The sequence below is a fragment of the Nostoc sp. LPT genome (genome assembly GCF_017115165.1).
GTDB lineage: Bacteria > Cyanobacteriota > Cyanobacteriia > Cyanobacteriales > Nostocaceae > Nostoc.
This window is the reverse complement of the sequence record NZ_JABXKF010000125.1, coordinates 1-24,293: the sequence shown is the minus strand read 5'-3', so window position 1 is coordinate 24,293 and position 24,293 is coordinate 1. Positions and strand designations below refer to the sequence as shown.

17 protein-coding genes, 1 pseudogene and 1 riboswitch are annotated in these 24,293 nt (G+C 42.8%); of the genes and pseudogenes, 8 read left to right on the top strand and 10 right to left on the bottom strand.

From position 1 onward, the window contains the following. Positions 1 to 538 precede the first annotated feature (538 nt). The gene (locus tag HWQ58_RS23210; protein ID WP_292867695.1) at positions 539 to 1,570 is read right to left on the bottom strand and encodes a VOC family protein; all 1,032 of its coding nucleotides are present in this window, start codon (positions 1,568 to 1,570) and stop codon (positions 539 to 541) included. A 232-nt stretch (positions 1,571 to 1,802) separates the two neighbouring features. On the opposite strand from HWQ58_RS23210, the gene HWQ58_RS23205 reads away from it, so the two are divergent. Genes HWQ58_RS23205 through HWQ58_RS23190 form a run of 4 tightly spaced genes read left to right on the top strand, consistent with a single transcriptional unit; the run spans position 1,803 to position 6,749 of the window. Beyond that, positions 1,803 to 2,426: a DUF3859 domain-containing protein gene (locus HWQ58_RS23205; RefSeq protein ID WP_292867692.1), complete on the top strand. Its 624-nt coding sequence runs from the start codon at positions 1,803 to 1,805 to the stop codon at positions 2,424 to 2,426. 5 nt (positions 2,427 to 2,431) lie between these two features. After that, positions 2,432 to 4,186, top strand: coding sequence for an asparagine synthetase B family protein (locus tag HWQ58_RS23200; RefSeq protein WP_292867689.1), 1,755 nt, complete (start codon positions 2,432 to 2,434; stop codon positions 4,184 to 4,186). After that, the gene (locus HWQ58_RS23195; protein ID WP_292867686.1) at positions 4,174 to 5,454 is read left to right on the top strand and encodes a decarboxylase; all 1,281 of its coding nucleotides are present in this window, start codon (positions 4,174 to 4,176) and stop codon (positions 5,452 to 5,454) included. Before HWQ58_RS23200 ends, HWQ58_RS23195 begins: the two co-directional genes overlap by 13 nt. Before the next feature lie 29 nt (positions 5,455 to 5,483). Beyond that, the gene (locus HWQ58_RS23190) at positions 5,484 to 6,749 is read left to right on the top strand and encodes a hypothetical protein (protein WP_292867683.1); all 1,266 of its coding nucleotides are present in this window, start codon (positions 5,484 to 5,486) and stop codon (positions 6,747 to 6,749) included. A gap of 180 nt (positions 6,750 to 6,929) precedes the next feature. Here the strand turns inward: HWQ58_RS23190 and HWQ58_RS23185 are convergent. Together HWQ58_RS23185 and HWQ58_RS23180 are read right to left on the bottom strand one after the other, a co-directional pair. After that, a pseudogene (locus HWQ58_RS23185) lies at positions 6,930 to 7,827 on the bottom strand (DUF4351 domain-containing protein). 98 nt (positions 7,828 to 7,925) lie between these two features. After that, a complete protein-coding gene (locus tag HWQ58_RS23180; protein WP_292867680.1) occupies positions 7,926 to 8,501 on the bottom strand; it encodes a hypothetical protein in 576 nt (191 codons plus the stop codon). Between the two features lie 333 nt (positions 8,502 to 8,834). On the opposite strand from HWQ58_RS23180, the gene HWQ58_RS23175 reads away from it, so the two are divergent. Then, a complete protein-coding gene (locus HWQ58_RS23175; RefSeq protein ID WP_292867677.1) occupies positions 8,835 to 10,820 on the top strand; it encodes a S8 family serine peptidase in 1,986 nt (661 codons plus the stop codon). A gap of 184 nt (positions 10,821 to 11,004) precedes the next feature. Then, positions 11,005 to 11,112, top strand: a complete 108-nt coding sequence (locus tag HWQ58_RS38560; protein WP_366838482.1) for an IS1 family transposase — start codon at positions 11,005 to 11,007, stop codon at positions 11,110 to 11,112. Between the two features lie 41 nt (positions 11,113 to 11,153). Here the strand turns inward: HWQ58_RS38560 and HWQ58_RS23170 are convergent, their stop codons facing one another. Further along, positions 11,154 to 11,891 carry an SDR family oxidoreductase gene (locus HWQ58_RS23170; RefSeq protein WP_292867674.1) on the bottom strand — a complete coding sequence of 246 codons (738 nt, stop codon included), beginning with the start codon at positions 11,889 to 11,891 and terminating at the stop codon, positions 11,154 to 11,156. 741 nt (positions 11,892 to 12,632) lie between these two features. On the opposite strand from HWQ58_RS23170, the gene HWQ58_RS23165 reads away from it, so the two are divergent. Then, a complete protein-coding gene (locus HWQ58_RS23165; RefSeq protein ID WP_292867671.1) occupies positions 12,633 to 12,992 on the top strand; it encodes a hypothetical protein in 360 nt (119 codons plus the stop codon). Between the two features lie 258 nt (positions 12,993 to 13,250). On the opposite strand, the gene thiC is transcribed toward HWQ58_RS23165, so the two are convergent. The 3 genes from thiC to HWQ58_RS23150 form a co-directional block, all read right to left on the bottom strand. Beyond that, positions 13,251 to 14,624 carry a phosphomethylpyrimidine synthase ThiC gene (gene thiC, locus HWQ58_RS23160; protein ID WP_292867668.1) on the bottom strand — a complete coding sequence of 458 codons (1,374 nt, stop codon included), beginning with the start codon at positions 14,622 to 14,624 and terminating at the stop codon, positions 13,251 to 13,253. 7 nt (positions 14,625 to 14,631) lie between these two features. Further along, positions 14,632 to 14,728, bottom strand: a riboswitch (TPP riboswitch). A gap of 86 nt (positions 14,729 to 14,814) precedes the next feature. Continuing rightward, positions 14,815 to 15,807: a 2-hydroxyacid dehydrogenase gene (locus HWQ58_RS23155; protein WP_292867666.1), complete on the bottom strand. Its 993-nt coding sequence runs from the start codon at positions 15,805 to 15,807 to the stop codon at positions 14,815 to 14,817. A 323-nt stretch (positions 15,808 to 16,130) separates the two neighbouring features. Further along, positions 16,131 to 16,325 carry a hypothetical protein gene (locus HWQ58_RS23150; protein WP_292867663.1) on the bottom strand — a complete coding sequence of 65 codons (195 nt, stop codon included), beginning with the start codon at positions 16,323 to 16,325 and terminating at the stop codon, positions 16,131 to 16,133. On the opposite strand from HWQ58_RS23150, the gene HWQ58_RS23145 reads away from it, so the two are divergent. Continuing rightward, entirely contained in the window at positions 16,314 to 16,922 is a 609-nt protein-coding gene (locus tag HWQ58_RS23145; protein ID WP_292867660.1) for an rRNA large subunit pseudouridine synthase E, read from the top strand. The two genes, HWQ58_RS23150 and HWQ58_RS23145, sit on opposite strands and share 12 nt — an antisense overlap. A 62-nt stretch (positions 16,923 to 16,984) precedes the next feature. On the opposite strand, the gene lnt is transcribed toward HWQ58_RS23145, so the two are convergent. The 3 genes from lnt to HWQ58_RS23130 form a co-directional block, all read right to left on the bottom strand. Then, complete coding sequence (gene lnt / locus HWQ58_RS23140; protein WP_292867657.1) at positions 16,985 to 18,676, bottom strand: apolipoprotein N-acyltransferase; 1,692 nt, start codon at positions 18,674 to 18,676, stop codon at positions 16,985 to 16,987. Further along, positions 18,657 to 21,263, bottom strand: a complete 2,607-nt coding sequence (gene gyrA, locus HWQ58_RS23135; protein WP_292867654.1) for a DNA topoisomerase (ATP-hydrolyzing) subunit A — start codon at positions 21,261 to 21,263, stop codon at positions 18,657 to 18,659. The genes lnt and gyrA overlap by 20 nt, the downstream gene beginning before the upstream one ends. A gap of 367 nt (positions 21,264 to 21,630) precedes the next feature. Next, entirely contained in the window at positions 21,631 to 23,220 is a 1,590-nt protein-coding gene (locus HWQ58_RS23130) for a calcium-binding protein (protein ID WP_292867651.1), read from the bottom strand. Between the last annotated feature and the right edge of the window lie 1,073 nt (positions 23,221 to 24,293).

Below are 24,293 nucleotides of genomic sequence, written 5' to 3'. Positions count from 1 at the left end.
TCACTGGTGGATTCAATTTGGAGTTTAATCGTAACTAATTACCCGGACATGATATGATATCATGTCCGGTTAAAAACTTATCATTAAGAAGGCAGTTCTTGCTGGGGGAGAAAGAGTTTTCAGATTTTTGCACAGATGCAAGAATCATAACTAATCAGCCGGACATGATATGACAAGCACACATCAGTCGATAACCCGCAACTTGGGTTAGTAGTTACAGGTAATACCAATTATCTATAAAGATGCGCCAAATTATATAAGGAACAAACCGCATAGACGCAAAGCGGCTACTCTACGAGTTCTCCATTCGCGCTAGCGTCTCCCCTTCTCCCAAAGGGAGAGGCTAACACCAAGGGAGAAGGAGTACCCACAGGGTAGGGCGCATACTCCTACAAAGAAGCAAGCTACGCGTAGCCTCTTGTTAGAGAAGGACACAAAGGAAAAAAGAAAATTTGGCGCAGCCTCATAAAGAAATGGGATAATACGTAATAGACACGGAATTTTGGGTATCTACTATTCTTTTTGATCAGATGTCTAGTTAATTACCTTCTAGCAAAGTCCAGAAATAACCATCTGGTGCAATAAAAGAGAAACTCGTCTCGCTAAATTCATTACTAATAATGTCTGTAACTTTTTGGGCAGTACTCCCCTTGATGCGATCGCAATATTCCTGTATTCCTTTAACCCGATAGGTATATAAAGACATACCCAAGCTACCTGGTTGGGCTGCTTCAAAGTGTGATTCTAAATTAATAGATTCTGGGAAGCGAACGACATAAAGTCTACCACTACGTGTAGCCATTAGGTCAGACTTAGAAGAACGGGGATCGTCAAAGGTAGTGACAATAAACTTTTCACCAGGATTTAGGTCAAAAATATCTCGACCTGCTGGCGAAGATTCATAGCTAGTTTCGACATCATCACGCACACGCAGCAAACCCAAAACTTCTTCATAAAACTTCAGGGTTTCTTTGCTGTCATCCTGAACGATAATTCCTATATGGGTAAACTGACTAGTCTTGAGAGGCGCATTATGGTTAACTTGTCCATAATGCGGTAGTGTATAGCCAAACCGTTGAAACAAAACCTGTCGAGCTAAGGGTTGTAGTAGCAGCATTTCTCGCACACCAACTGCTGGCTCAATAAAAGGACGACTTTTTCTCTCTTTGTTGTAGATGACTTCCCAATAAGGGTTAGAGTATCTAATAGGGAAACCTGCTGCCTTTGTATCCTCTATATGATTTAAAATACTCAAAACATCCGCAGTTAAGCTTGTTGCCCAGCGATTTCCCTTAATTTTCATTGACGCTATTCCCAAACCTTCATTGGTGGGATTTTGCCAAACCATCAGCCGAATCAAACCATGATCTGCATTTTGGTGGTAGAGGCGAATAGAGCGTAAAGACGAATTCACCCCATATAATTGATGGGCGACATCTGCGGTTAATTCACCCACTTCACCAATGCGATAGCCAAATTGCTCCCAATACTGAATTGCAGAAATTGGCTCTGGAACGCCTATACAGACTTCATAGATACCTGCAATTGTAGTTTGTTGTTCTTGAGTCATAATCAGTGCTGAGTGCTGAGTGCTGAGTTAGGAGTTTTCATGCAGAGACATGGAAACAAGAGAAAAGAAAGTGTTTACAAAAGTATCTCAGAAAGAATCCGAAAAACAACAACCTTTTTTTGTAGCTTATGATGTACTTACAAAAGTGAGATATCTAATATATAAAGTTCAAAGTTCTTCTGATTACACGTAATCAACGATCACAATCAAGTTTTTCAACAGGAGTTAAGCTATGACGCAGCGACTGACTCAAGAGCAATTATCACAAATAGTCACAGAAGTAGAAGGTCTGCAATTGCGTCGGGAAGCGGAACTAGACCAACAGCAGGTTAAAGAAATTTTACAGGAGTTGAATTTACCGCCAGAGTTACTAGATGAAGCGCTGATTCAATTAAATCGCCGTCAAGCACTGGAGGTACAACAACGCCGGAATCGATGGATTACTTCTGGAGTGGTGGCAGTTATAGTGGTGGTCATTGCATCTACAATATTTTTCATGCAGCAGCAAAGTTCTACACTTTCCCGTGTTTCTGCTCAACAAGACCGTATCACTTTGACACAAGATAATGGCGGCGACTTAAAGGCAATTTCCCGCCAAACCAATCCAGAAGTGTTGTATCGTGTCACCTTAAAGGATGCACCCTTGGGTAAAAAGCTGGCTCTTTCCTGTAATTGGATTGATCCAAGCGGTCAAATTGTCAAGCAAAACAACTATCAAACCCGCGAGATTAATACCTCTGTCTGGGATACCCAGTGTCGTTACACTATTAACCCAGCTGCAACTGTCGGTAATTGGAAAGTAGAGATGTTCTTGGAAGGTCGGCAGATTAGCGATGAAACCTTTGAAGTTAAATAGTCCAGATGGGTATCCCGCATCACTTTCTTGGCTATTGGGGTTACGGCGCTCAACAGGAGTTGGAAGCGCTGTTAACTAGTGTTGTGGATAGAAGGGGAAAGGCTTTGAAGTTTTCTGCACAGGAAAATTATCCTCTTCCCATCTGGAATGTTGTTTACATAGGACTCGATGGCAATTCTCCGCCGCAACAAAATCAAATTGCTGCCATCTTTGCATCAGGATTATTTAGTTCACCCGATGCTTGGGTAATCCAGGAAAACAACTGCCTAATTTTGGGAAGAGAACCTTTCGGAAAGATGCCTTTGTATTGGACTGTGCAAGGACAAATAATCTGGTTTGCATCCCAAGTGCAATTACTCTTGCCGATTTTGCAACAGTCAGAAGTTAGCATTCCTGGGTTATATGGTTATAGCTGTTTTTCTTACGTTCCCACACCCTTAACTCCTATTAATGGAGTGTTTGCAGTTCCAGGGGGAACTGAATTAGTTTGGCAGAGCGATTGTCAATCAGGTAAACTGCGATCGCCTGAATCTAAAAAAATCCACTCGTGGCGGGAAGCGCCAGAACAGTTAACAGATGAAGCTACAGCAATTACTGAATTGCAAACTCTCCTTAAAAACTCCATTGAGCGACAAATTGCCAATTTAAAGGATGAGCCTGTTGGGGTGTTTCTCTCTGGCGGACTCGATTCTTCAGTGGTGGCGGCGCTGCTGGTACAAGCAGGGGTGAAAGTCCGCGCCTACACTTTAGATTTTGGTAACGCAGGGATTCCAGAATATCCATACTCTGAACAAGTCGCCCAGTTTCTCAAAATTCCGCTTGTTAAAATTGCAGTAACCCCAAGTTCGATTAAGAATGTCCTAATTCCGACTGTGCAAGCATTAGATTTGCCTTTTGGAGATGGCGTGTGTGTGCCGTTGTATCTCCTATCTGAGAGGGCTAGTCAGGAAACTCAGGTAATTTTTAATGGTGAAGGTGGAGATCAATTATTTGCTGGTTGGACGAACAAACCTTTAATTGCCGCAGGTGTTTATCAGGCAGAAAATCCCGCCGGACAGGAAACTTTTATCCAACAATATCTCCGCACCTTTCACCGTCTTGGGGGATACGAATCTCAAGTTTATCAGCCAGAGGTTTATGCACAGATTCAAAATTTGCATCCTAAAGATTGGCTGTTAACAGCTCTTAATCAAGATGAGTGTCCATCTTTGCTGCATCGCCTCCGCCGTGCTAATTTGATGCTCAAAGGAGCGCAGAATATCCATCCTCGTGCCACTGCATTGGGGTTTGCTCATGGGTTGTGGGTGCGATCGCCTTTTTGTGATTTACCTCTAGCTGAATGGACATTCCGCCTCTCTGGAGAACTCTGCTTACAGGGTGCTTGTGAAAAATATATCCTCAAACGGGCTGTAGAAAATTGGCTTCCACCCGAAATTGTCTGGCGACAAAAACGTGGTATGGGGGTTCCTTTAACTTCTTGGTGTTTAAATGATTTTTGGCATCAACTCGGCATTTGGCTCAATCCAGAAATACTTCGCGCCCACAATCACTTTTATCCTCACATTGCAGCACAAATCGTTGAAGGCAAACTAGGAGCAGCTATTCAAGGCCGTCGAATTGGTGAAACACTCTGGTTATTAATTATGTGGCAACTTTGGCGATCGCACATTTTAAATGAAAAACTAAGTAAACAGTCTTGGGATCATCCCTTTTGGTTACATCGTTGGCTATGGAGAAATTATAAGCGATGGCAAGGTTAGATAAAAAAGAGTCAGGAGTTAATAGTCAGGAGTTACGAGTTAAGAGTGAAAAATTAATTCCCTTATCTCCCTCATCCCCCTCATCTCCCCCATTCACTAAGGAACTTGCTCAGGAGTTACTGAATAACTACGGTTCTCCGCTTTATGTTTATAATGGCGATCGCTTGTGCGAAACTATTGAGCGGATTACCAAAGCAGTCAGTTATCCGCGCACGCAATTTCGGTTTGCCAGTGTTACCAATGGCAACATTGCGCTGTTAAAAATTTTTCGCTTCTTTGGGTGGGGACTTCACGCCAATACTCCAGGAGATATTTATTTAGGATTACAAGCGGGTTTCGATCCTAGTGAAATTGTTTATAGCGGCAGTAATTTGAATTGCGCTGAGATGCTACAAGTCATAAATTGGGGAGTTACAACACTCAATCTCGATAGCCTCGCTCAGTTACAATTGTGCTGCAAAGTTTTGCCCAAACACAAAGAAAAATCTATTCGGCTTGGTTTACGCCTCAATTTGCCAGAAATTACCGGAGATAGCCGCATTGGTGTACGTCCAGAGGAATTTGCTGATGCGATCGCTTTAACTGGTGAGGTGGGATTAAAGCTGAGTGGTTTACACTTCTATCGAGGAACGGGAACTAATGCCACAGCCGCTTTTACCCAAGCAATTGATACGGTAATCGCTATTGCACAAAAGTTACCTGATTGGGAATATTTAGATTTTGGTGGTGGCTTTGGCTATCCTTATCACCACAACAAAACAGCCTTTGACTGGGAAATATTTGGGGCTGAGTTAACCGAGAGAATTACTTGTTTAGGGCGGGAAATTGATTTGGTGATTGAACCGGGACGAAGTGCGATCGCTGGATGTGCAACTTTGCTGGCTCAAGTTGTTTCTGTAAAATGGCAAGGAGAAAAACAGATTGTTGGAGTTGATACCACCGTTGCTAATCTTTCAGTGCCTTCAGTACACGGCGGCTACCGAGAAATTATCACTTGGAAACAAGCAGACAATCCATTCACAACTGATATTTGTGGTAATACCACCTATTCACGAGATTATCTGGGGAAAAATTGCCAACTTCCGGCGCTAGAAATTGGTGATATCGTTGCCATTCTAGATGTCGGTGCTTATGGTTATGCAATGTCGTCTCACTTTTTACACCGCCCTAAACCTGCGGAAATCTTGCTAGAAAATGATGCACATCGCTTAATTCGTCGGCGGGAAGACTACAGTATTTTACTAATAAATCAGGTGCTAGATAACTAACAATTAATAAATCACATTAGGCAACTATTATGAAGTGTATTAACTGCGGAACTGATAATAAACTAAAAGACCGGACAGCTAATCAAGGTCGGTGTATAAAATGCAATCATCTCTTTGCCTTTGAACCGACTAGTATGAGTAATGTTCAAATTACTGATCCTTTTTTTGCAAAGGCGATCGCTGACATTTCTGCAAATAATACCTTATTTTTTACACCTAAGCAACTACTTTATTTTCTAGATAATCGTCTAAGAAAAAAATCGAAGTCAATTTCGCAATTGGGCTGGTTTTTTTTCTATGTATTTTTTAATTTCTTTACATTTGCTGTTATTATTGGGCCACTGATAGTGAATATTGTGTTTATTTGGATATTCTTTAATCGGAGTAGCTCAAACAAACTAAATAATACAAGTCGCAAAGCAAGCGCTAAAAATTTACAAATTATAGGAGGAATTGTTCTTGTTGTAGGAATTTTAATAAGTCTTGTATCCAAGTCATTTAGCCTCTTTGTCACTATTGTGATTATGGGAATGCTGTCTATATATTTAGGAACTCGACAACTAGGACGAATTGGATTCTTAACACAAGAATTTTTACTTTCACAATCTCAGGTTAAAGATTGGCTAGATCGTTGGCAGCAAATCAATGGTTCAATTTTCAAAATTCTTCCTTCTCCAAACCAGGAAAATAAACCAGCCACGATTAATCCTGACATAACAGCTTACAGTTTTGATAGATTAGTCGTTTGTGATACTGCTAGTATTGCTCAACTGTTAATTGCTAATAATTTTCACTTTGAAAATAACTGTGCAATTCTCAGCATTACTGGATATCCCCAAAGCATTTTTGACACCACAATGCAAATGCTGCGGCGCAATCCCGATTTGAAAGTCTATGCAATACATGATTGCAATCCACGAGGAATTGGTTTAGTTCATAATTTGAGAACCAATGCTAATTGGTTTTTTAATAGCGAGATTGTAATTATTGATATTGGACTAACGCCACGTCAAATTATCGCTACGAAGCGCGGAATGTTCATTCAATCCTCTCCAGAGTCGGCGCAAGCAGCTAAACAATTACCTGAAGAAATACGTCAAAGTTTATCTGCTGAAGAATTAGCATGGTTAGAATCTGGAAAGTTTGTGGAATTAGAATCTTTCACTCCCCAAAGGATAATTAAAGTTCTGCAAAAAGGCATTGCTGGCAGTCAAAATTTAGAAAGTGATGACAGTAGCTTGCTTTTAGTAGGAGATACAGGAAATGATATGTACGTTGTGCAAAGTTTTGGTTAGTATTCTCATTTCAATTATAGGGGCTTGTATCATGACCGAAGAACACTCATGATACAAGCCCCTAAATTTATTTATGGGTATTAATTTTGAATTTTGAATTCCCCAAAGGGGTTGACTTGCCTCTACATGGCTAAAGTGGAGTCTCACATAAGATTTATTTAATTGATTTACAGATTAGATTTATTTAATTTGTTGGTTTAACCAAGCTTCTAAATCAGAAATAGCTGAAAAGTCTAACAAAGCCTCTCCTAACGCCTCCAATTGTTCAATAGATAATCCTTGAACTCGCTCAATAGTAGATGAATCAATCTCACCGAAACGGCGATTTAGTAGACGTATAATTAAACGTTGTTCCCCTTGCTTATTCCCTTCTTGTATAGCTTGTTCCCGGTCTTGTTGATAAAGTGGTTTTAATCGCAGAATTAACTCCCGATCGTCTTCTTCTGAATTTTGATTAACTTGCAAGTTTTGTCACAAGTTATAAAGTAATTCTAGCGTTGCTCTGCGAAATGGATGATTTGATGGTAGTGCTTCTAATTCATCTATGGCTTGTTTTTGGACTGTTCCTCGACCGAGAATTCTTAACCACAGAGTTTCTTGGATGCGCGGTAACTGGTGAATTGCAACGATCGCAGTCCGCAAATATTCTGCGATAAAATGTACTCCAGGTAGCCAGTCTACCTTTTGAGTAGCACCGAATCCTGACAGCAGCGTTGTAGATGCTGTTGGGGTGAGTATCCATAATTTGGGAAGTTCTAATTCTGGAATGGAAGTTTTATTACGATTTGCTTGACGTTGTAATCCACCCCTTACTTCTAATAATTTTAACAGACAATCACAAATTTCTTCTTTTGATGCAGCGTTACGGAAGGGTTCAAAAATAGCTGCTGTAGCGGCAAATCTTCCTAATAATCCTAGTGTTTCTAAATTCGTGCTTTGTTTTGTTAAAGGAGAAAATAAAACATCGATTTCTCGAACTTCTCCCGCCACACGGCTAGAACCTTGCACTTCTCCATAAGGTTTTAGTAATTCTTCCAAATAATATGAGAGCAAATTGGTCATGGATAAATCTGGTCATTCAACCAAAAAAGATTTAGGCATTAGTGAAGCATGGTACTTATATTACCGTCAACTGAGAAGTAAGAATATCTCTAATATGCATACATAATTTTTAATTTATCTCAAACTTCTTTCCATAAGCATTTGAGGTTCGACACTCTCAACGTTTGCGATCGCTTCTAACCGATAAATTCCAGCGATCGCATCAACAATATTACCTGATTTGGCACGTAACCAAGCGGTATGAGGCGCATAAGAAAGCCTTTCTGCTACTTCATAACCCGCTCGATTAATTACCTCGTGCTGCGACTCCACATCAACGCCTTCAGCAAAGCGGATAAAAACCAGTCCAGTTGGTACTGCTAAGGAAGCATTGGATTCTAGTGTATAAACCGGACTCAATATACCCTGTTCTGATTGATTGGGTTCACCTGAAAAAACTGCGATAGCACCGTCGTTAAGTCGTAAAATTGCTCCTTTTACCACAGTGTCGGGTTGATTGTAATGTACTGCATAGTACCCAGATTTACGAATGTAGGATACAGCAGTGCGTAGGCGTAGCCCGTCATAGGCATCGCTACCAACGCGAATTTGTTCAGGATACCCAGAAAAGTAGTCTTTTTGAAATCTCACTTGACCAAGCAGGGGTAGAGAGTACACCTGTAGAAAATACTCAACCGGAAAATAAAACATATTTCTCAAGTTCTAATGATGTTATAGCGTTTTTTAGTGGCATGAAATACATTCTTTTCATCGTGATTCACAGTTATACGCCCCTACTGATCGTGAAGATTCTTAAAACAACCTGATTTTGAATCCCCTCTTTTCTGGAAAGACTAATCAAAGGTTTGTATGAACTTAGATAGATTAAATTCTGTATCGTAATACACATATAACACATGAAATCAGAAGCATCCATAAACTAAACGTCAGCCTACCATGGGTACAGCAAGCTTTAAAAGTAAGGCATAATACGGTTTCCCAATTTCCAATTCTCAACTTTCAAAATATTTAGGAGATTAAACAATGGTTCAAATTCGCTATGGTGGACAGAACGGCCAACAGTATGAATTTGCTATCAGTAACGAACATGTTGTAGTGCGTACCGAAAGCCGTAACACTATTGTTGGTGCAAGATCCTTTGAAGTCGCACCTGTATCACCCATAGCTCGTAGCATCCTCAATCAATTTGAGTTAAAAACACGGTTTCGGCAAGCGGGTGTAGAAATTTTGCAAGCGAAAGTTCCGAATCAGGGTGTCGCTTTGCGCGATCGCGCCCGTGAAATTCTCAACAATGAGTCGGAAGTCCAATTTGCCGGACGTGTCTTAATCGATCCAGTATCCCAACAACCTGTAGTTTATACTGAAAATCTTTTTGTTAAATTTGATAGCGAAGAATCAAGGGTCTGCCAAGAGGTTTTAAGACGTTATAACTTAACAATTAAACGCCAACTTGAATACGCACGAAATGCTTATTTTGTCAGTGCCCCTGCAAATACTGGTATAGCCGTCTTTGACATCGCCGAGAGACTTCTAAATGAGGAATCAGTTGAACTGTGCCATCCTGAACTAGCGCGTGAGTCACGCCAACGTCAAGTTTTCCCGCAGCAGTGGCACTTAAAGCAAACAACAATTAATGGTAAGACAATTAACGCCCATGCCAACGTTGAAGCCGCTTGGAAGTTGAGCAATGGCACAGGGATGATTATTGCAATTATCGACGATGGTGTGGATCTCGATCATGAAGAGTTCCGTTCCTCTGGCAAGATTGTTGCCCCGCGTGATGTCACACGTAAAACGAACAATCCTAGACCGGGAAATGATAATAACCACGGTACATCTTGTGCAGGAGTAGCTTGTGCAAACGGTAACTTTGGGGCATCTGGTGTAGCACCGGGGGCAAAACTCATGCCGATTCGTTTAGCTTCAGCGCTGGGGTCGCAGGATGAAGCAGATGCTTTTGTTTGGGCAGCTCAAAATGGTGCTGATGTTATTTCTTGTAGCTGGGGCCCAGCAGACGGTACTTGGTTTGAGCCAGACGATCCTGCACACAAGCAAAAAGTACCTTTGCCTGACTCCACACGACTTGCTATAGATTTTGCAATCAATAAAGGACGTAATGGCAAGGGCTGTGTAATTTTATTCGCAGCTGGCAATGGTAACGAAAGCGTCGATAACGACGGCTACGCCAGCTACCAAAAGATAATTGCAGTGGCAGCTTGTAACGACTACGGTACGAGAAGCGCTTACAGTGATTTTGGTCAGGCGGTTTGGTGTGCCTTCCCCAGCAACAATGGCGATAGTTCTCAAACCACTGGAATTTGGACAACCGATCGCTCTGGTGTACTTGGTTATAATTCGGGTAATCGAAATCTGGGTGAGGCTTTAGGCAACTATACGAACGAATTTGGCGGAACTTCTAGTTCCTGTCCAGGTGCAGCAGGTGTAGCCGCCTTGATTCTTGCCAGAAACCCAAATCTGCGTTGGGATGAAGTGCGAGACATTATAAAACGTTCCTGCGATCGCATTGATTCAGCTGGAGGTAAATATGATGCCAATGGTTGCAGCCCTTTCTACGGTTACGGTCGAATCAATGCTCTCAAAGCTGTAGAATTGGCCAAGCCCGCGCAAACATCGCCCATTAGTATTTTTCAGGCAGTGCAAGATATCCCAATTAACGATTTGCAAACATCAACATTGTCGGTGGCGATCGCTAATACCACCCTCCTAAAATCCATCAAAGTTAATGTAGATATCGAGCATACTTATATTGGGGATCTTATAGTTACTCTTCTTCCCCCAGTGCAGATAGGCATACTTCCCATAATTCTGCACGATCGCCAGGGCGGAGCTACAGATAATATTAAAACAACTTATGACGAGGTAAACACTCTAAAACTTGCTGCCTTTAAAGGTAAAAGTCCCCAAGGAACCTGGACTCTGGAAGTTGCAGATAAAGCTGAGGGAGATACAGGAAAGATTCGCAGCTTGACTATTGAAATTGGATTTTAAGTAAGGGCGCACAGCTGTGTATTGGTGTCAACTTAAGGTAAAAGTTAGTTAAGAAAAAGCGTTCTAGAGTTGCCCTGATCGCCTAACCCCTTCTCCCAACATCGGAAAAGGGGAACTGGAGAATTATGCGTTACAAGTAGAACAAAAGCATATAAAACCCATTTGACATATTTGAGAACTACGAATTAAGCGCAAGGCTTGCAAGACAATCTGTTTTTCCAAGCTGGATTTGATGCATGATACTGTGATTGGCTTGTTCATCAATCAAGAAAAGTTTGGGCTTGCTGTTTAATACCCAGATCCCCTTGTCTAGAGCATTACCCTGCAATATAGTTAACTTGATGACACCTCAACGACATTTTGGGCAAAGCTTTTATAAGCATCGCCCATTTGTTTAGCCCTCGAGTCAGGAAAGACGTGAAAATCCCCAGCTTTCAGAGCTTTTATTATCCCGTCTGCCACAAGTGCAGGTGGCTCTGCAATCTCACTCAGTCCTGCCGCATCGCTCATATCCGTGGCAATCGGGCCAGGGTGAACACTTAGCACAAGCGTGCCCTGCTCACTCAATAGTTCTCGTAATACCTGCGTGATTGAATAGGCCGCAGCTTTTGAGGCAGAGTAAGTGGCAGAGTCGCGGAAACCCTTGAGCGAAGCAACAGAATTGATTTGGGCAAAGACGCCACCTCCATTGGCTTTGAGTACCGGGGCAAACGCCTGAGCCATGTAGATCAATCCATATAGATTGATGTTCATCTGAAATTCGAGAGCGGCGATCGCATCCTCAGCTAAGAGAGTTCCACCTTGAAAGACTCCTGCATTATTGATAACTATTTGCACATCTTTGGCAGTTTGAGCGGCAGCAACAATAGATTGAGGATCACCTAAATCAATCTGAATTGGTACTACCCGATCGCCGTATTGTTCAACCAATGAGGAGACACTGTTGAGCTTACGAACAGCCGCATAGACCTTGGTGGCTCCGTGTTCAATAAACGACTCAACTATCGCCTTGCCGATGCCGCGATTTGCGCCCGTAACCAAAATGGTTTTGTCTTTGATGTCGTAGTTCATTTGAATTTCTCTTTATGATTTTCCATGATCTGAAAAACCTTGGACAATCGAGCTAAGTTAGAGCAAAGAAATTTAGCTCCTCTTTTGAAGAAAGATTACGGCTTCCACCGCTCCTTCTAGCATGGTATCATCATCCATCATGCGAATTTAACCTTAGCAAGGGGAGGGCTAGGGTGGGGTATTTTTAATGCTCTGTTAAATAACCACATATTACTGAGCAAAAATCAAAATATTCTTCCCTGTAGCAGCTTCCGCCTTGACGTTTCCGTGTTCCGCGCAGTCTGTAGGAGCTTCCGCTTTGACGTTTCCGTGTTCCGCGCAGTCTGTAGGAGCTTCTGCCTTGACGTTTCCGTGTTACGCGCAGTCTGTAAGAGCTTCCGCCTTGACGTTTCCGTGTTACGCGCAGTCTGTAGCAGCTTCCGCCTTGACGTTTCCGTGTTTTGCGCAGTTTGTAAGAGCTTCTGCCTTGACGTTTCCGTGTTCCGCGCAGTCTGTAGGAGCTTTTGCCTTCACGTTATCAGAAACAGACTTGTGTTACAGCATCTTCCCTTAAATAGAACAGGCTTTTGAGGTACAGTACTGCTGTGCCTCAACAATAAATATGGTTTCAATTGGCAAAAAATGTTGTAGGGAATTTAAATTTTAGGCTTTTTCAGAAAAATCAACAATTTCACGTATGACAACTTTTTCAACAATTGTCCACTATAGAGTTATCAGAAATTCAGAAAATGAGTATTCATTATGGCAAGGTCAAAACGCAATTCACGTACTCTTGGCAAAGCTGAACTACGTCTAGCAAGCATTAAATCTATTAGTCCAACTCTCGATGTCGGAGAGAGCTTAACAGTCAAAGATTATACTGAAAAAATCGAAAGTCTCCGTCAATCTCTAGAAGCATACAATACTACCCTCTCCACTATTGATGTCTTACTAACCCAGATCATTAAAAATGAACAAGATTTGGCAGACTATTCTGAGAAGATTTTGCGTGGTATTGCTTATAAATATGGTAATAATAGCCATGAGTATCAGATGGCTGGAGGTATTCGTAAAAGCGACCGCAAGCGTGCTGTGCGTCAAAGCCTGGTTTTGCCGAAGTAAGTAGGCGCGATTAAACGCGATCGCATAGATTACCAACCAGAATTACTGATTTAGCTTTGATTGGGGAGCGATAGCAATTGGATTACTCTTGTAGGAAGTAAAAGTGCGATCGCAAAACCTAACCTGATATTTTGAGAGAAGCAAAACCATTTTGTCTCATTCCCAGCCGAAAACTGGGAATGAGGTTTTAAAAGAGTTTTAACTTATAGTTGATACCAATTACAGAAGTTTTCCGACTTTTGCAAGAGGTCTAATCTGTTAGCTTTGAGTCACAGCCTCTTTCGCCAAGAACTTCTCTAATTCGGTCAGCGCATCAGCATCAACCTTAGTTTGCATTGGACAGAACTTAGGCCCACACATCGAACAAAACTCAGCAGTTTTATAGATATCTGCTGGTAAAGTTTCATCGTGATATTCCTTAGCTCTTTCTGGATCGAGTGATAATTCAAACTGACGGTTCCAATCGAAGTTGTAACGCGCCTTGGAAAGTTCATCATCTCTATCCCTTGCACCAGGGCGATGTCTAGCAATATCAGCCGCATGAGCTGCTATTTTATAAGCAATCAAACCATTCCGCACATCTTCGGCATCTGGTAGACCCAAATGCTCTTTAGGTGTTACATAACACAACATTGCAGTACCGTACCATCCAGCCATCGCAGCTCCAATAGCTGAAGTGATATGGTCATAGCCGGGAGCAATGTCTGTCACCAATGGCCCCAAAACATAGAAAGGTGCTTCCGAACACTCTTCCATCTGCTTGCGGACGTTGAACTCAATTTGATCCATTGGCACGTGTCCAGGCCCTTCCACCATCACCTGTACGTCATCTTTCCAGGCTTTGCGAGTTAGCTGTCCCAGGGTTTTCAATTCAGCTAACTGTGCTTCATCTGAGGCATCATGGGTGCAGCCGGGACGTAGGGAATCTCCTAAACTGAAGGAGACATCGTACTTTTTGAAAATCTCAATAATATCTTGGAAGTGGGTATAAAGCGGGTTTTGTTTGTGGTGATGTAGCATCCACCGCGCCAAAATCCCGCCGCCGCGAGAGACAATACCAGTGAGCCGGTTTCTTACCAAAGGCAAATGCTCAAGCAAAATCCCTGCGTGGATAGTTTGATAGTCTACTCCTTGCTGGGCGTGCTTTTCGATGATATGAAGAAAATCATCAGCAGTCAGATTCTCGATTGTGCCGTGGACGCTTTCTAAAGCTTGATATACTGGCACTGTACCAATGGGAACAGGTGAAGCCTTGATGATTGCGGTACGAATTTCATCCAAGTTACCGCCACCTGTGGACAAATCCATCACGGTATCAGCGCCGTACTTCACTGACAGATTCAGCTTATCAACTTCTTCCTGAAGATTAGAAGAGTTGGGAGAAGCGCCGATATTAGCATTTACCTTACATCTAGAGGCGATGCCAATAGCCATCGGCTCTAAATTAGTGTGATTAATATTAGCGGGGATAATCATTCGTCCCCGCGCTACTTCCTCACGAATGAGATCGTCCGGGAGATTTTCCCGTTTGGCGACGTAGTGCATTTCTTCGGTGATAACACCTTGGCGGGCGTAGTGCATTTGAGATACATTACTTTGCCCACGTCGTTTAGCAACCCATTCAGTCCGCATATTGTAATTCCTCAATAAACAGCTTCCCTTCGCTGGTATTACCCAGACTCAGGTGTTAAGGGTGTGATCTCAGCCTGGTTATGTAGGCACCCCTAGCATGGATGTAGTGTAGCACCTTGGTTATATCTGGGAGCAAAGATGTTAACAATTTATGAGGTAACACAATTTGGGATTTGAGATTGCTAAAGGTTTAGGCGCGAATTTCATTGGCACAAGCACGACCCTGTTCAACATCGGTAATATTAGCAAAAGTTGTTTCTGCAATATTGTAGAGAGCTTCTGCTGTAAAAAAGGCTTGATGTCCGGTAATGAGTACATTGGGGAACGTTGTCAGACGCTGGAAAATATCATCTTGAATAATTTCCCCAGACAAATCCTCAAAGAACAATTCCGATTCTTGTTCGTAGACATCTACAGCCAGATAGCCAATTTTACCAGACTTCAATCCCTCAATCACTGCTTGGGTATCAATCAGGGCTCCTCGGCTAGTATTAATTAACATCACACCTGGCTTAATCTTTTCTATAGCCTCAGTGTTAATCAAGTGATGGGTTTCTGGAGTCAGGGGGCAATGCAGGGAGATAATATCGGAATTGGCAAATAGGTCAGGTAGTTCTACATACTTTCCACCTAGCGCCTCCAATTCTGGATTGCGATAAACGTCATAGGCGAGTAGGTGACAGCCAAACCCCTTCATAATCTGTCCTAAAATCAGACCGATTTTGCCGGTGCCAACAATTCCGACTGTGCGCTCATGCAAATTAAATCCCAAGAGTCCATCTATAGAAAAATTGCCTTCTCGGACACGGTTATAGGCACGATGAATTTTGCGATTTAGGCTCAAAATTAATCCTACAGCGTGTTCTGCCACCCCATAAGGTGAATAGGCCGGAACACGCACAACAGTAATTCCTAAATCTGCTGCGGCTTGTAAGTCTACATTGTTAAACCCTGCACAGCGAAGGACAACCACGCGAGTTCCCCCTGAGGCGAGAATCTCTAAAGTTGGGGCATCAACCTGATCATGCACAAATACACAAACCGCCGGAAATCCGGCAGCAAGGATAGCCGTATCTCGATTTAAACGCGGTTCAAAAAACACTAATTCGTGTTGGATGGGAGAATTTGCAGCTGACAAAAACTGCCGATCGTAGGCTTTTGTACTGAAAACTGCTACTTTCATGCAAAACCTCAGACTTTATGTATGCTGCACGGTGTTCGAGTAGATAATACCTTGACGTTTAGAAAAGCGATGTCTACAACGAGCGTAGCTGCGGCATTTTAAACTTTTTTTAATCGATACTCTAGCAATGCCAGTTAAGCGATCGCACTCCAGCACTCTCAATTAAAAGCTGTTAACGACCGATGGGGCGATCGCCTTTTTGAAACCCGCTCCATGAACATTGGTAAGAGGTTAGAGTGATTGCACCTTTTGTCAAGAGGATGCAGGAAAAGAAGACAAATCCAGCTTTGAGACTAACGTAAGTTTGGGTTAAGATTAGACGGCTAGGCGGCAAGAAGCAAATTGCGATCAATAGCGATCGCAGGCTTCTTAAATTGGTGGCAGTAAGCAATCAAACCGCAGACAATATTGACTAGGCAGGGGACTGGGGAAGATGAAAGAGACAAAGGAAATAACCATGCCCAATGCCCAATGCCCAATGCCCAATGCCCAATGCCCAATGCCCAATGACAAATCATTACCGATATATTATTTTTTACAAACCCTATGGCGTTCTCAGTCAGTTTACAAAAGATGCCCCCACACATAGCACTCTAAAAGATTATATTGATGTGTCTGATGTGTATCCTGTGGGACGCTTAGACTGGGATAGTGAAGGATTGCTGCTGTTAACGAACGATGGACAATTGCAACATCGCCTCGCCCATCCGCGTTTTGGTCATAAACGTACTTACTGGGTACAGGTAGAGCGAATTCCAGATGCAGAAGCGATCAAAAGGTTGCAAACAGGTGTGGAAATTCAAGATTACCGCACTCAACCAGCAGAAGTTAAGCTATTACCAGAAGAACCACAGCTACCCGAACGCACCCCACCGATTAGATTTCGCAAAAATGTACCGACAGCTTGGCTGGAAATGACTTTGACAGAGGGAAAAAACCGCCAAGTACGGCGTATGACTGCGGCTGTGGGGTTTCCGACTTTGCGACTGGTCAGAGTCAGCATAGCTCACCTACAATTAGATGACTTACAATTGGGTCAATGGCGCGACCTCACCGCCTCTGAACTAGATAATTTTAGTAAATCGAAAAGTTTTCCCCCAAAAGCTGCCCGATAATAGGAAGTTGACTTGTGATTAAATAGTCAAGCGATCGCTAATAACTCCAAAGACTGAATCTGCTAAGGATTTCCAACATTACCAAATTTTTTTATACCGCGAATTACCAGCCAAGCTCCTCCAGAAGATATCAACAACAACGGTGTTAACCAATCACCCCAACGCACATATAAAGTCTTTGTCTGTCGCCGATAAATTGTTTCAGCATGAGTTTCGTAGGTATTATATCCAGACATCCATAAGGTTCTGCCATGAGGATCTACAAAGGCTGAATATCCAGTATTAGTTGCTCGTGCTGACCAGCGATCGGTTTCAATTGCCCGCATGATATCCTGTGCATGATGCTGGAATGGCATGGATGCAGTGTAATGGGCATCGTTAGAAGAACTGAGGATAAACTGCCCACCTGCCGCCGCTTGACGGCGAAATTGTTCAGGAAAAGCGGATTCATAACATATACTAGCGATCGCCCGACCAAAAGGAGTATCAAATAGCTGATTTGCTGAACCAGCAACTTGGTGTGCATCCAAAGGCGACAAGCGCTGAACTAGTTTGCCTAAAATTCCTTCAAAGGGAATATATTCTCCCAAAGGTACTAATTTAGCTTTGTCGTAGCGGCTGACAATCTCACCTTTAGTATTGAAAGTAAACAAACTAATTGTATAACTGTCTCCCCGTTCGCCAAAAGCCCCAATCCAAGCAACTACGCCTTTTTCTTTCACGGCTGCGACTAAGGCAGTTTCCAGCAAATTACGCTGGAAAATAGGTAAGGCTCCTTCTGGAGTGAGGACTGCATCTACACCTTGATTTGCTAAAGTCAGATATCCATTGGTGTAATTTTCTTGAGCGCGACGAAACCCTTCGGAACTTCGTAAAAGTCGGTTCGGGATATTACCCTGAACAATCCCCACTTTTAAGGCTGCTTCTGGGGGTTGAGCAATGGGACGGCTAGATAAAATAAAACCAATAAAATGTAGGGTAATTAATAGTCCTGTGGCGGTAGCTAAGTATTTATTAACGAACCGCAGAGGCGCAAAGAACACAGAGGAAATCTTGGTGTCTTCTCTACGAGACGCTATGCGTTCGCGTAGCGTTCCGTTGGCGCAGCCTCTCGTAGAGAAGGAAAGGCGGTTTATATATGCTTCAGCAATTAAGCCATTAACAGCAACGATCGCTGCTGTCACAGTATTAGGCCCAGAGAGTTGACCAAGGTGTACAATTACGAGATTGTGCGGACTCTGTGTGTAAGCAAGGGAACTCCACCACAAAGGCCCCGCACTCCACAGACTCTCTAAGCCGCACCAGACGGCTGTACCAATCAGTATACGTAGCCACGGTTTTTGCCCAGCTAGGCGAACCATTACAGCCGCCCAAATAGCAACAAATATCCCTCCCAAGAGGCTGATAAATCCCCAACAAAAAAGGGTGATTGCCAAACTTGGCAACCACGGAACGCCCAACCATGTCATCGGATGAATTCCGGTAATCCAAGATAGGGCGACACCGTGATAACTGATACCCCAGAAGAGAGCAGGGGGAGCAGGGGGGGATTGGTTTTTGTGTTTGTCAGAAGTTGCAACTAGCACCCACAGGGGAGCTAGAGCAATCCAAGCTAGAAACCATGCACCTACAGGGGCGACGGTTAGCCCCATTAAAATGCCGCTGACTAAGGCAATTAAACAAGGGAGTAAAGAGATAAACCTCTCCCCCTGCCTCCCCTGCTCCCCCTGCTTTTTATTCTGCTTCTTCTGCATTGCCAGCATCAGGTGGAACTATTGCCACTCCAGTAATGGCGTCGTCTTCGTCTAAACGCTGTACTCTGACTCCAGTTGCCGATCGCGATTGGATAGAAATCGCATTTACCGCTTGACGGATGATAATACCGCGATTTGTCACCATCATGATTTCATCAGTATCGTTGTTGACAATGCGTAGGGTTGCCAACTTGTCTTTGTTTTTGCGGTTTTTGAACTTGGTTGCCATTAAACCCTGACCCGCACGATTTTGCAGTCGGAATTGGGCAACTGGTACGCGCTTACCATATCCACCCATTGTAATTACCAACACCCAAGGGCCAACTGTGCCACTGCTAGGCACTTCTACTGACTCTTCATTAATTTCGGTAATTTCGATATCTTCTGTTTCAATTGTTTCGATATCTTCATTTTCGGCTTCTATAACTGTATCCAAAGTTTCCAGAATTGCTGCCGGGAGAATATCCATACCCACCAGTTCATCTTTATTTTTGAGTTTCATCGCTTTTACCCCACGAGTCGCCCTACTTAAAGGACGCAGTTGTTCGTGGTTGCACCGGAAGTGAATCGCTATCCCGTGACGAGAACCAATGATTACACTGTCCTCGACTTTAGCGCGTCGCACCCAGCGCAGTTGGTCGCCTTCTTCTAAGGAAATAGCAATCAAACCATTGGCGCGAATATGACTAAAGGCTGCCAATTCGGTTTTCTTGATATTGCCACCTTTGGTGAGCATGACCAGATATTCTTCGTTGCTAAATTCGTCAACCGGGACAATCGAGGTGATTTTTTCCTCTTTGGGTATCGGTAGCATCTGAACGATTGGTGTACCGCGACTGGTACGCGAACTCGCTGGAATTTGATAAGCTCTCAAGCAGTAAACGACACCACGCTCACTAAAGAATAAAATACTGTCGTGATCGCAGCAAGTTAAAAAATGCTCAATGGTATCATCATCTTTCACTTTGGCTGCGGCTTTGCCTCTAGTCGCACGGCTTTGGGCTTCAAAGGTGTTGACTGGCATCCGTTTGATGTAGCCTTGTTCTGTCACCAGAATTATTGCTTTTTCATTAGCAATTAGGTCGCGATCGTCTAATTCCCCTTCTCCTGGTAAAATCAGCGTGCGGCGGGGTGTGGCGAAGTTAGTTTTGAGTTGCGTAACTTCAGTTTCAATGATTTCTAGCACTCTCTCCCGCCGCGCCAGAATATCTTGCAAGTCAGTTATTTTCGCTTGTAATTCTTCGTGTTCCAGACGAATTTTATCTGCTTCTAAAGCAGTCAAGCGCCGCAATTGCATTTGCAAAATCGCATCTGCTTGCACTTCTGAGAGTCCGTAAGTTGTGATTAATTCGCCTTTGGCTGTGGGTGCATCGGGAGCATGACGAATCAAGACAATAATTGGATCTAAATGAGACAGGGCAATTAATAACCCTTGGAGGAGATGGTCGCGTTCTTCGGCTTTCCGCAGTTCGTAGCGGGTGCGTCTGGCAATGGATTCGATGCGGAAATCTAAGAAAACGGTTAAGAACTGCTTGAGCGTGAGTACTTGGGGTTCGCTATTCACCAACGCCAGCATATTCGCCCCGAAGTTGGCTTGCAGTGGCGTTTGCTTGTAGAGATTGTTCAGCACAACCCGGGGATAAGCATCACGCTTGAGTTCGATCACAATTCGCATCCCGTCGCGATCGCTTTCATCTCGGATATCTGCAATCCCTTCTAGACGCTTCTCATTCACCATTTCGGCGATTTTTTCAATCAGCGCCGCTTTGTTGGTTTGATAGGGCAATTCGGTGATGATAATTGCTTCTCTATCTGGGCGTCCCCGTTGTTCAACGGTTTCAATGTTGGCGACACCACGCATGGTAATGGAACCACGCCCTGTAGTATAAGCTTCTCGAATGGCAGATGTTCCCAAAATCTGCGCCCCAGTCGGAAAATCTGGGCCGTGGACATACTGCATTAATTCGATGTCAGTGATTTCTGGATTGTGGATTACTGCCACTAAAGCATCAATCAATTCCCCCAAATTGTGGGGCGGAATGTTGGTGGCCATGCCCACGGCAATTCCAGAGGAACCGTTAAGCAATAACTGCGGAATCCGTGCTGGTAAAACTGTGGGTTCTTGCTGAGAACCGTCGAAGTTATCGGCAAAGTCTACAGTTTCTAATTCGATGTCGTGCAGTAGACCAGCACTAGTTAAAGCTTGCAAGCGGCATTCTGTATACCGCATGGCGGCTGGCGGATCGTTGTCTACCGAACCGAAGTTACCATGCCCGTTAACTAGGGGCGATCGCATGGAAAAATCCTGTGCCATCCGCACCAAGGCATCATATACTGCTGTGTCACCGTGGGGGTGATATTTACCCAATACTTCACCCACCACACGGGCGCATTTTTTAAACGGGCGATCGTGGAGCAGACCTAGCTCGTGCATTGCGTAGAGAATGCGACGATGCACAGGTTTTAGACCATCCCTGGCATCTGGCAGCGCCCGACCCACTATCACGCTCATGGCGTATTCCAGATAAGACTGCGACATTTCGTTTCGCAAGTCTGTCGGGATAATCCTCTCCTGTGAGGTTGTCATAACCTAAAAATCTCCAAAAATCGTAGATTTTAGCTTTTTTACTCAACAAAGCGCAAAATTATTCTAAATTGCTCTTGAATAATTGCTATAATTTGATACAATTCTATCATATATTGCTTTTTTATGCCTGGGCAGGTAACTGAAGTATCTAGCAAATAAACTAAATCGCTGGATTTAGTTCCCCGGCTTTTTCAAGAAGTCGGGGATCTGGGCAGTAACTTTTGTTTAAGTAAGTACCATTCCACCCTACTAAACTATTGGAGAATTTATTTTTTGGGATTCTCTTAGGCTGTTTTGGTAAAAGTTAAACCTACCTTTCTTTTTGATAAAGGTATTAAGATCCAGAACATCTTAATACCTAAAAAAATTAGGCAATCAGACTAAAATTGCTACTACTCAGAGTAATATTAGAATTCCCCAAACTAGCAAACTCAAACACACTTCCTGTACCCAGAACATTGCCATCCCGGTTATAGAATAAGCTGCCACTAGTTTTACTAAAGACAATGTGTGCATTATTAGCGTTGACGAATTTATCCTCAGTGACAACAGCAAAGTCAGTTAAAGCCTGTCCCACAGTATTAGTAACAGCATTAAAAGTGGTTTTACTCAGGACAATCTGGTCTTGTCCCGCTTCAAACTGAGTGATGTCATCAACACCTAAGCTTGTGCTAAAAACCCCGGTACTTTGGAATAGATATTTATCTTTCCCAGTTCCACCAGTGAGAATATCATTGCCCAGTCCTCCCAAGAGTTGGTCATCACCATTACCTCCCTGGAGAGTGTCATTTCCGCCACCGTCAATCAGAGTGTTATTCAGTGTATTACCAGTGAGACTGTCATTGCCTGTGCCACCCGTTGCATTTTCAATAACGTTGTTAGCAGAGAGAATGAGTTTGAGATTGCTATTAACTGTTTGCAAGGTGGTTACACCTAGATTTACGTTTACGGCAACTGTAGTACCGCTAAAGTTAATAGTATCGGTACCACCTGTTGTGGTTTCTGTAATTGTGTCGGTTCCCAAAGCAGTATTAGCTAGGAAAGAATAGGTATCATTCCCCGCACCTCCATACAAGGTATCATTTCCGCCACCGCCAATCAGAGTGTTATTCAGTGTATTACCAGTGAGACTGTCATTGCCTGTGCCACCTGTTGCATTTTCAATAACGTTGTTGGCAGAGAGAATGAGTTTGAGATTGCTATTAACCGTTTGCAAGGTGGTTGCACCTAGATTTACGTTTACAGAAACTGTAGTACCGCTAAAGTTAATAGTATCAGTACCACCTGTTGTGGTTTCTATAATTGTGTCGATTCCCAAAGCACTATTAGCTATGAAAGAATAGGTATCATTCCCTGCCCCACCATACAAGGTATCATCTCCAACACCACCTGATAATTTGTCGTCTCCCTGCTCACCAAATAAACGGTCATCGCCACCATCACCTTGCAGGCTATCGTTACCTAAACCACCAAACAAATCATCATTGGAATTACTTCCTGTTATGGTGTCATTAACAACTGCACTCTTGAAATTGAAATCACTAGCTTGGAATTTACTTTTACTAATGCCACTGATTTTGAGTTGATAATAATAATTATTGTTAGAGAGGCGATACCTGGTGTTAATGATGGCGTTACCATCGATATCATCACTTGTGAGAAGTAAGATAGTATTGAAGTCACTGATGCCAATAGTTATAACATCAATTTGGTCTTCTCCCTTCTTAAAATCAGTTACAATATCTTGGTCTTTGGTCAAGCTAGAACCATTAAAGTACTCTAAGACAAATTGATCTTTTCCTGCACCACCATACAAGGTATCACTTCCAGCACCACCTAATAATTGATCATTTCCATTTAGCCCAGAAAGAGTATCATTACCGTTTAAGCCTTCAATAGTATCATTTCCAGAAGTACCGACTAAATTATCGTTCTTGTTTGTTCCTTTAATAGCCATCAGTTTACCGTCTTTTTTGGGTTTAAATAGTGGAAATATAAATTTTCACATGTAATGTATTACATCATGCTTTGTAGCTCAATAATTAATGTTTAATATTAATTATTATGCTTGGAAATTCTGAATAATTTTGATATAAGCACCATTAAAAATTACCACTGCTTCATAAAATGACCGAAACAGAAAAGGATACAAGCCGCTAAATTTATTTAATGCTTGGTTGCTAATACATTGATACTGTTACTACACTGATGTTAGATGAATTATGCTGATTAACTAGATTTAGTATATAGACAATCGAACTACTACCAAAGTTAATTGGAGTAATCATTTAACACTTCATTATTTTAGGTAATTGACTAAAATTACCAGCTTGCCACAACATTGTGATCGCAATGTTGTGGCAGTAGCATGACTGTATTGTTTACCAAAGATGATATCGAACAAATTTTAAAAGTTTTCTAAATCAGAAAAAGCGCCCAGTTGTTTATATGTCAGCGTGAAGACGGTTTTGAGGAAAATCTTCTTGAAAAAGAATTCAGCTATTCTGAATTCAGGAGCGGAGCGGGAGACTCCGAAATTCCGGTCAGAATCAAGACGCTTGCGGACTCGCTAACGCTGCGCTATCAGTGGGGGATTCAGACCCGCCACTACGAAAGTTGACCACTAAATCTTCTCTTTCAGAGACGCTCTTGCGTTCGATAAGCGTGGGGGTGCAAAAACGCCCTTGATTCAGACGCGACGCTCGTTCCTCGCTAACGCTACGCTATCGCGGACTCGCTAACACTGCGCTATCCGCTCTTTCGTTCAAAATACCCTTCTTGTATTCTGGCGACTGACGCATGTATTCTATTTTGATAAAATATTAGGACTTACGCCCCGTACAAATTGACGGTTATCTGAATTAATAAAATTCGGTCGGCGAATACCAATTAGCAGAAGTGAGTTGACCAAAAAAAGGGCTTTTTTGGAATAAATGCAAGATTTCCTTTAAAACCTCAAATGATAAAGATTTTACGTAAGGATTCAGGTGGCAGAGTATTGACAAGGGGGACACTTGAGGGGGAGTATCA

Excerpts from the sequence above, each read along its gene's own strand:
- HWQ58_RS23210 (WP_292867695.1), bottom strand. The coding sequence starts at position 1,570 with ATGACTCAAGAACAACAAACTACAATTGCAGGTATCTATGAAGTCTGT.
- HWQ58_RS23205 (WP_292867692.1), top strand. The coding sequence starts at position 1,803 with ATGACGCAGCGACTGACTCAAGAGCAATTATCACAAATAGTCACAGAA.
- HWQ58_RS23200 (WP_292867689.1), top strand. The coding sequence starts at position 2,432 with ATGGGTATCCCGCATCACTTTCTTGGCTATTGGGGTTACGGCGCTCAA.
- HWQ58_RS23195 (WP_292867686.1), top strand. The coding sequence starts at position 4,174 with ATGGCAAGGTTAGATAAAAAAGAGTCAGGAGTTAATAGTCAGGAGTTA.
- HWQ58_RS23190 (WP_292867683.1), top strand. The coding sequence starts at position 5,484 with ATGAAGTGTATTAACTGCGGAACTGATAATAAACTAAAAGACCGGACA.
- HWQ58_RS23180 (WP_292867680.1), bottom strand. The coding sequence starts at position 8,501 with ATGTTTTATTTTCCGGTTGAGTATTTTCTACAGGTGTACTCTCTACCC.
- HWQ58_RS23175 (WP_292867677.1), top strand. The coding sequence starts at position 8,835 with ATGGTTCAAATTCGCTATGGTGGACAGAACGGCCAACAGTATGAATTT.
- HWQ58_RS23170 (WP_292867674.1), bottom strand. The coding sequence starts at position 11,891 with ATGAACTACGACATCAAAGACAAAACCATTTTGGTTACGGGCGCAAAT.
- HWQ58_RS23165 (WP_292867671.1), top strand. The coding sequence starts at position 12,633 with ATGGCAAGGTCAAAACGCAATTCACGTACTCTTGGCAAAGCTGAACTA.
- thiC (WP_292867668.1), bottom strand. The coding sequence starts at position 14,624 with ATGCGGACTGAATGGGTTGCTAAACGACGTGGGCAAAGTAATGTATCT.
- HWQ58_RS23155 (WP_292867666.1), bottom strand. The coding sequence starts at position 15,807 with ATGAAAGTAGCAGTTTTCAGTACAAAAGCCTACGATCGGCAGTTTTTG.
- HWQ58_RS23145 (WP_292867660.1), top strand. The coding sequence starts at position 16,314 with ATGACAAATCATTACCGATATATTATTTTTTACAAACCCTATGGCGTT.
- HWQ58_RS23150 (WP_292867663.1), bottom strand. The coding sequence starts at position 16,325 with ATGATTTGTCATTGGGCATTGGGCATTGGGCATTGGGCATTGGGCATT.
- lnt (WP_292867657.1), bottom strand. The coding sequence starts at position 18,676 with ATGCAGAAGAAGCAGAATAAAAAGCAGGGGGAGCAGGGGAGGCAGGGG.
- gyrA (WP_292867654.1), bottom strand. The coding sequence starts at position 21,263 with ATGACAACCTCACAGGAGAGGATTATCCCGACAGACTTGCGAAACGAA.
- HWQ58_RS23130 (WP_292867651.1), bottom strand. The coding sequence starts at position 23,220 with ATGGCTATTAAAGGAACAAACAAGAACGATAATTTAGTCGGTACTTCT.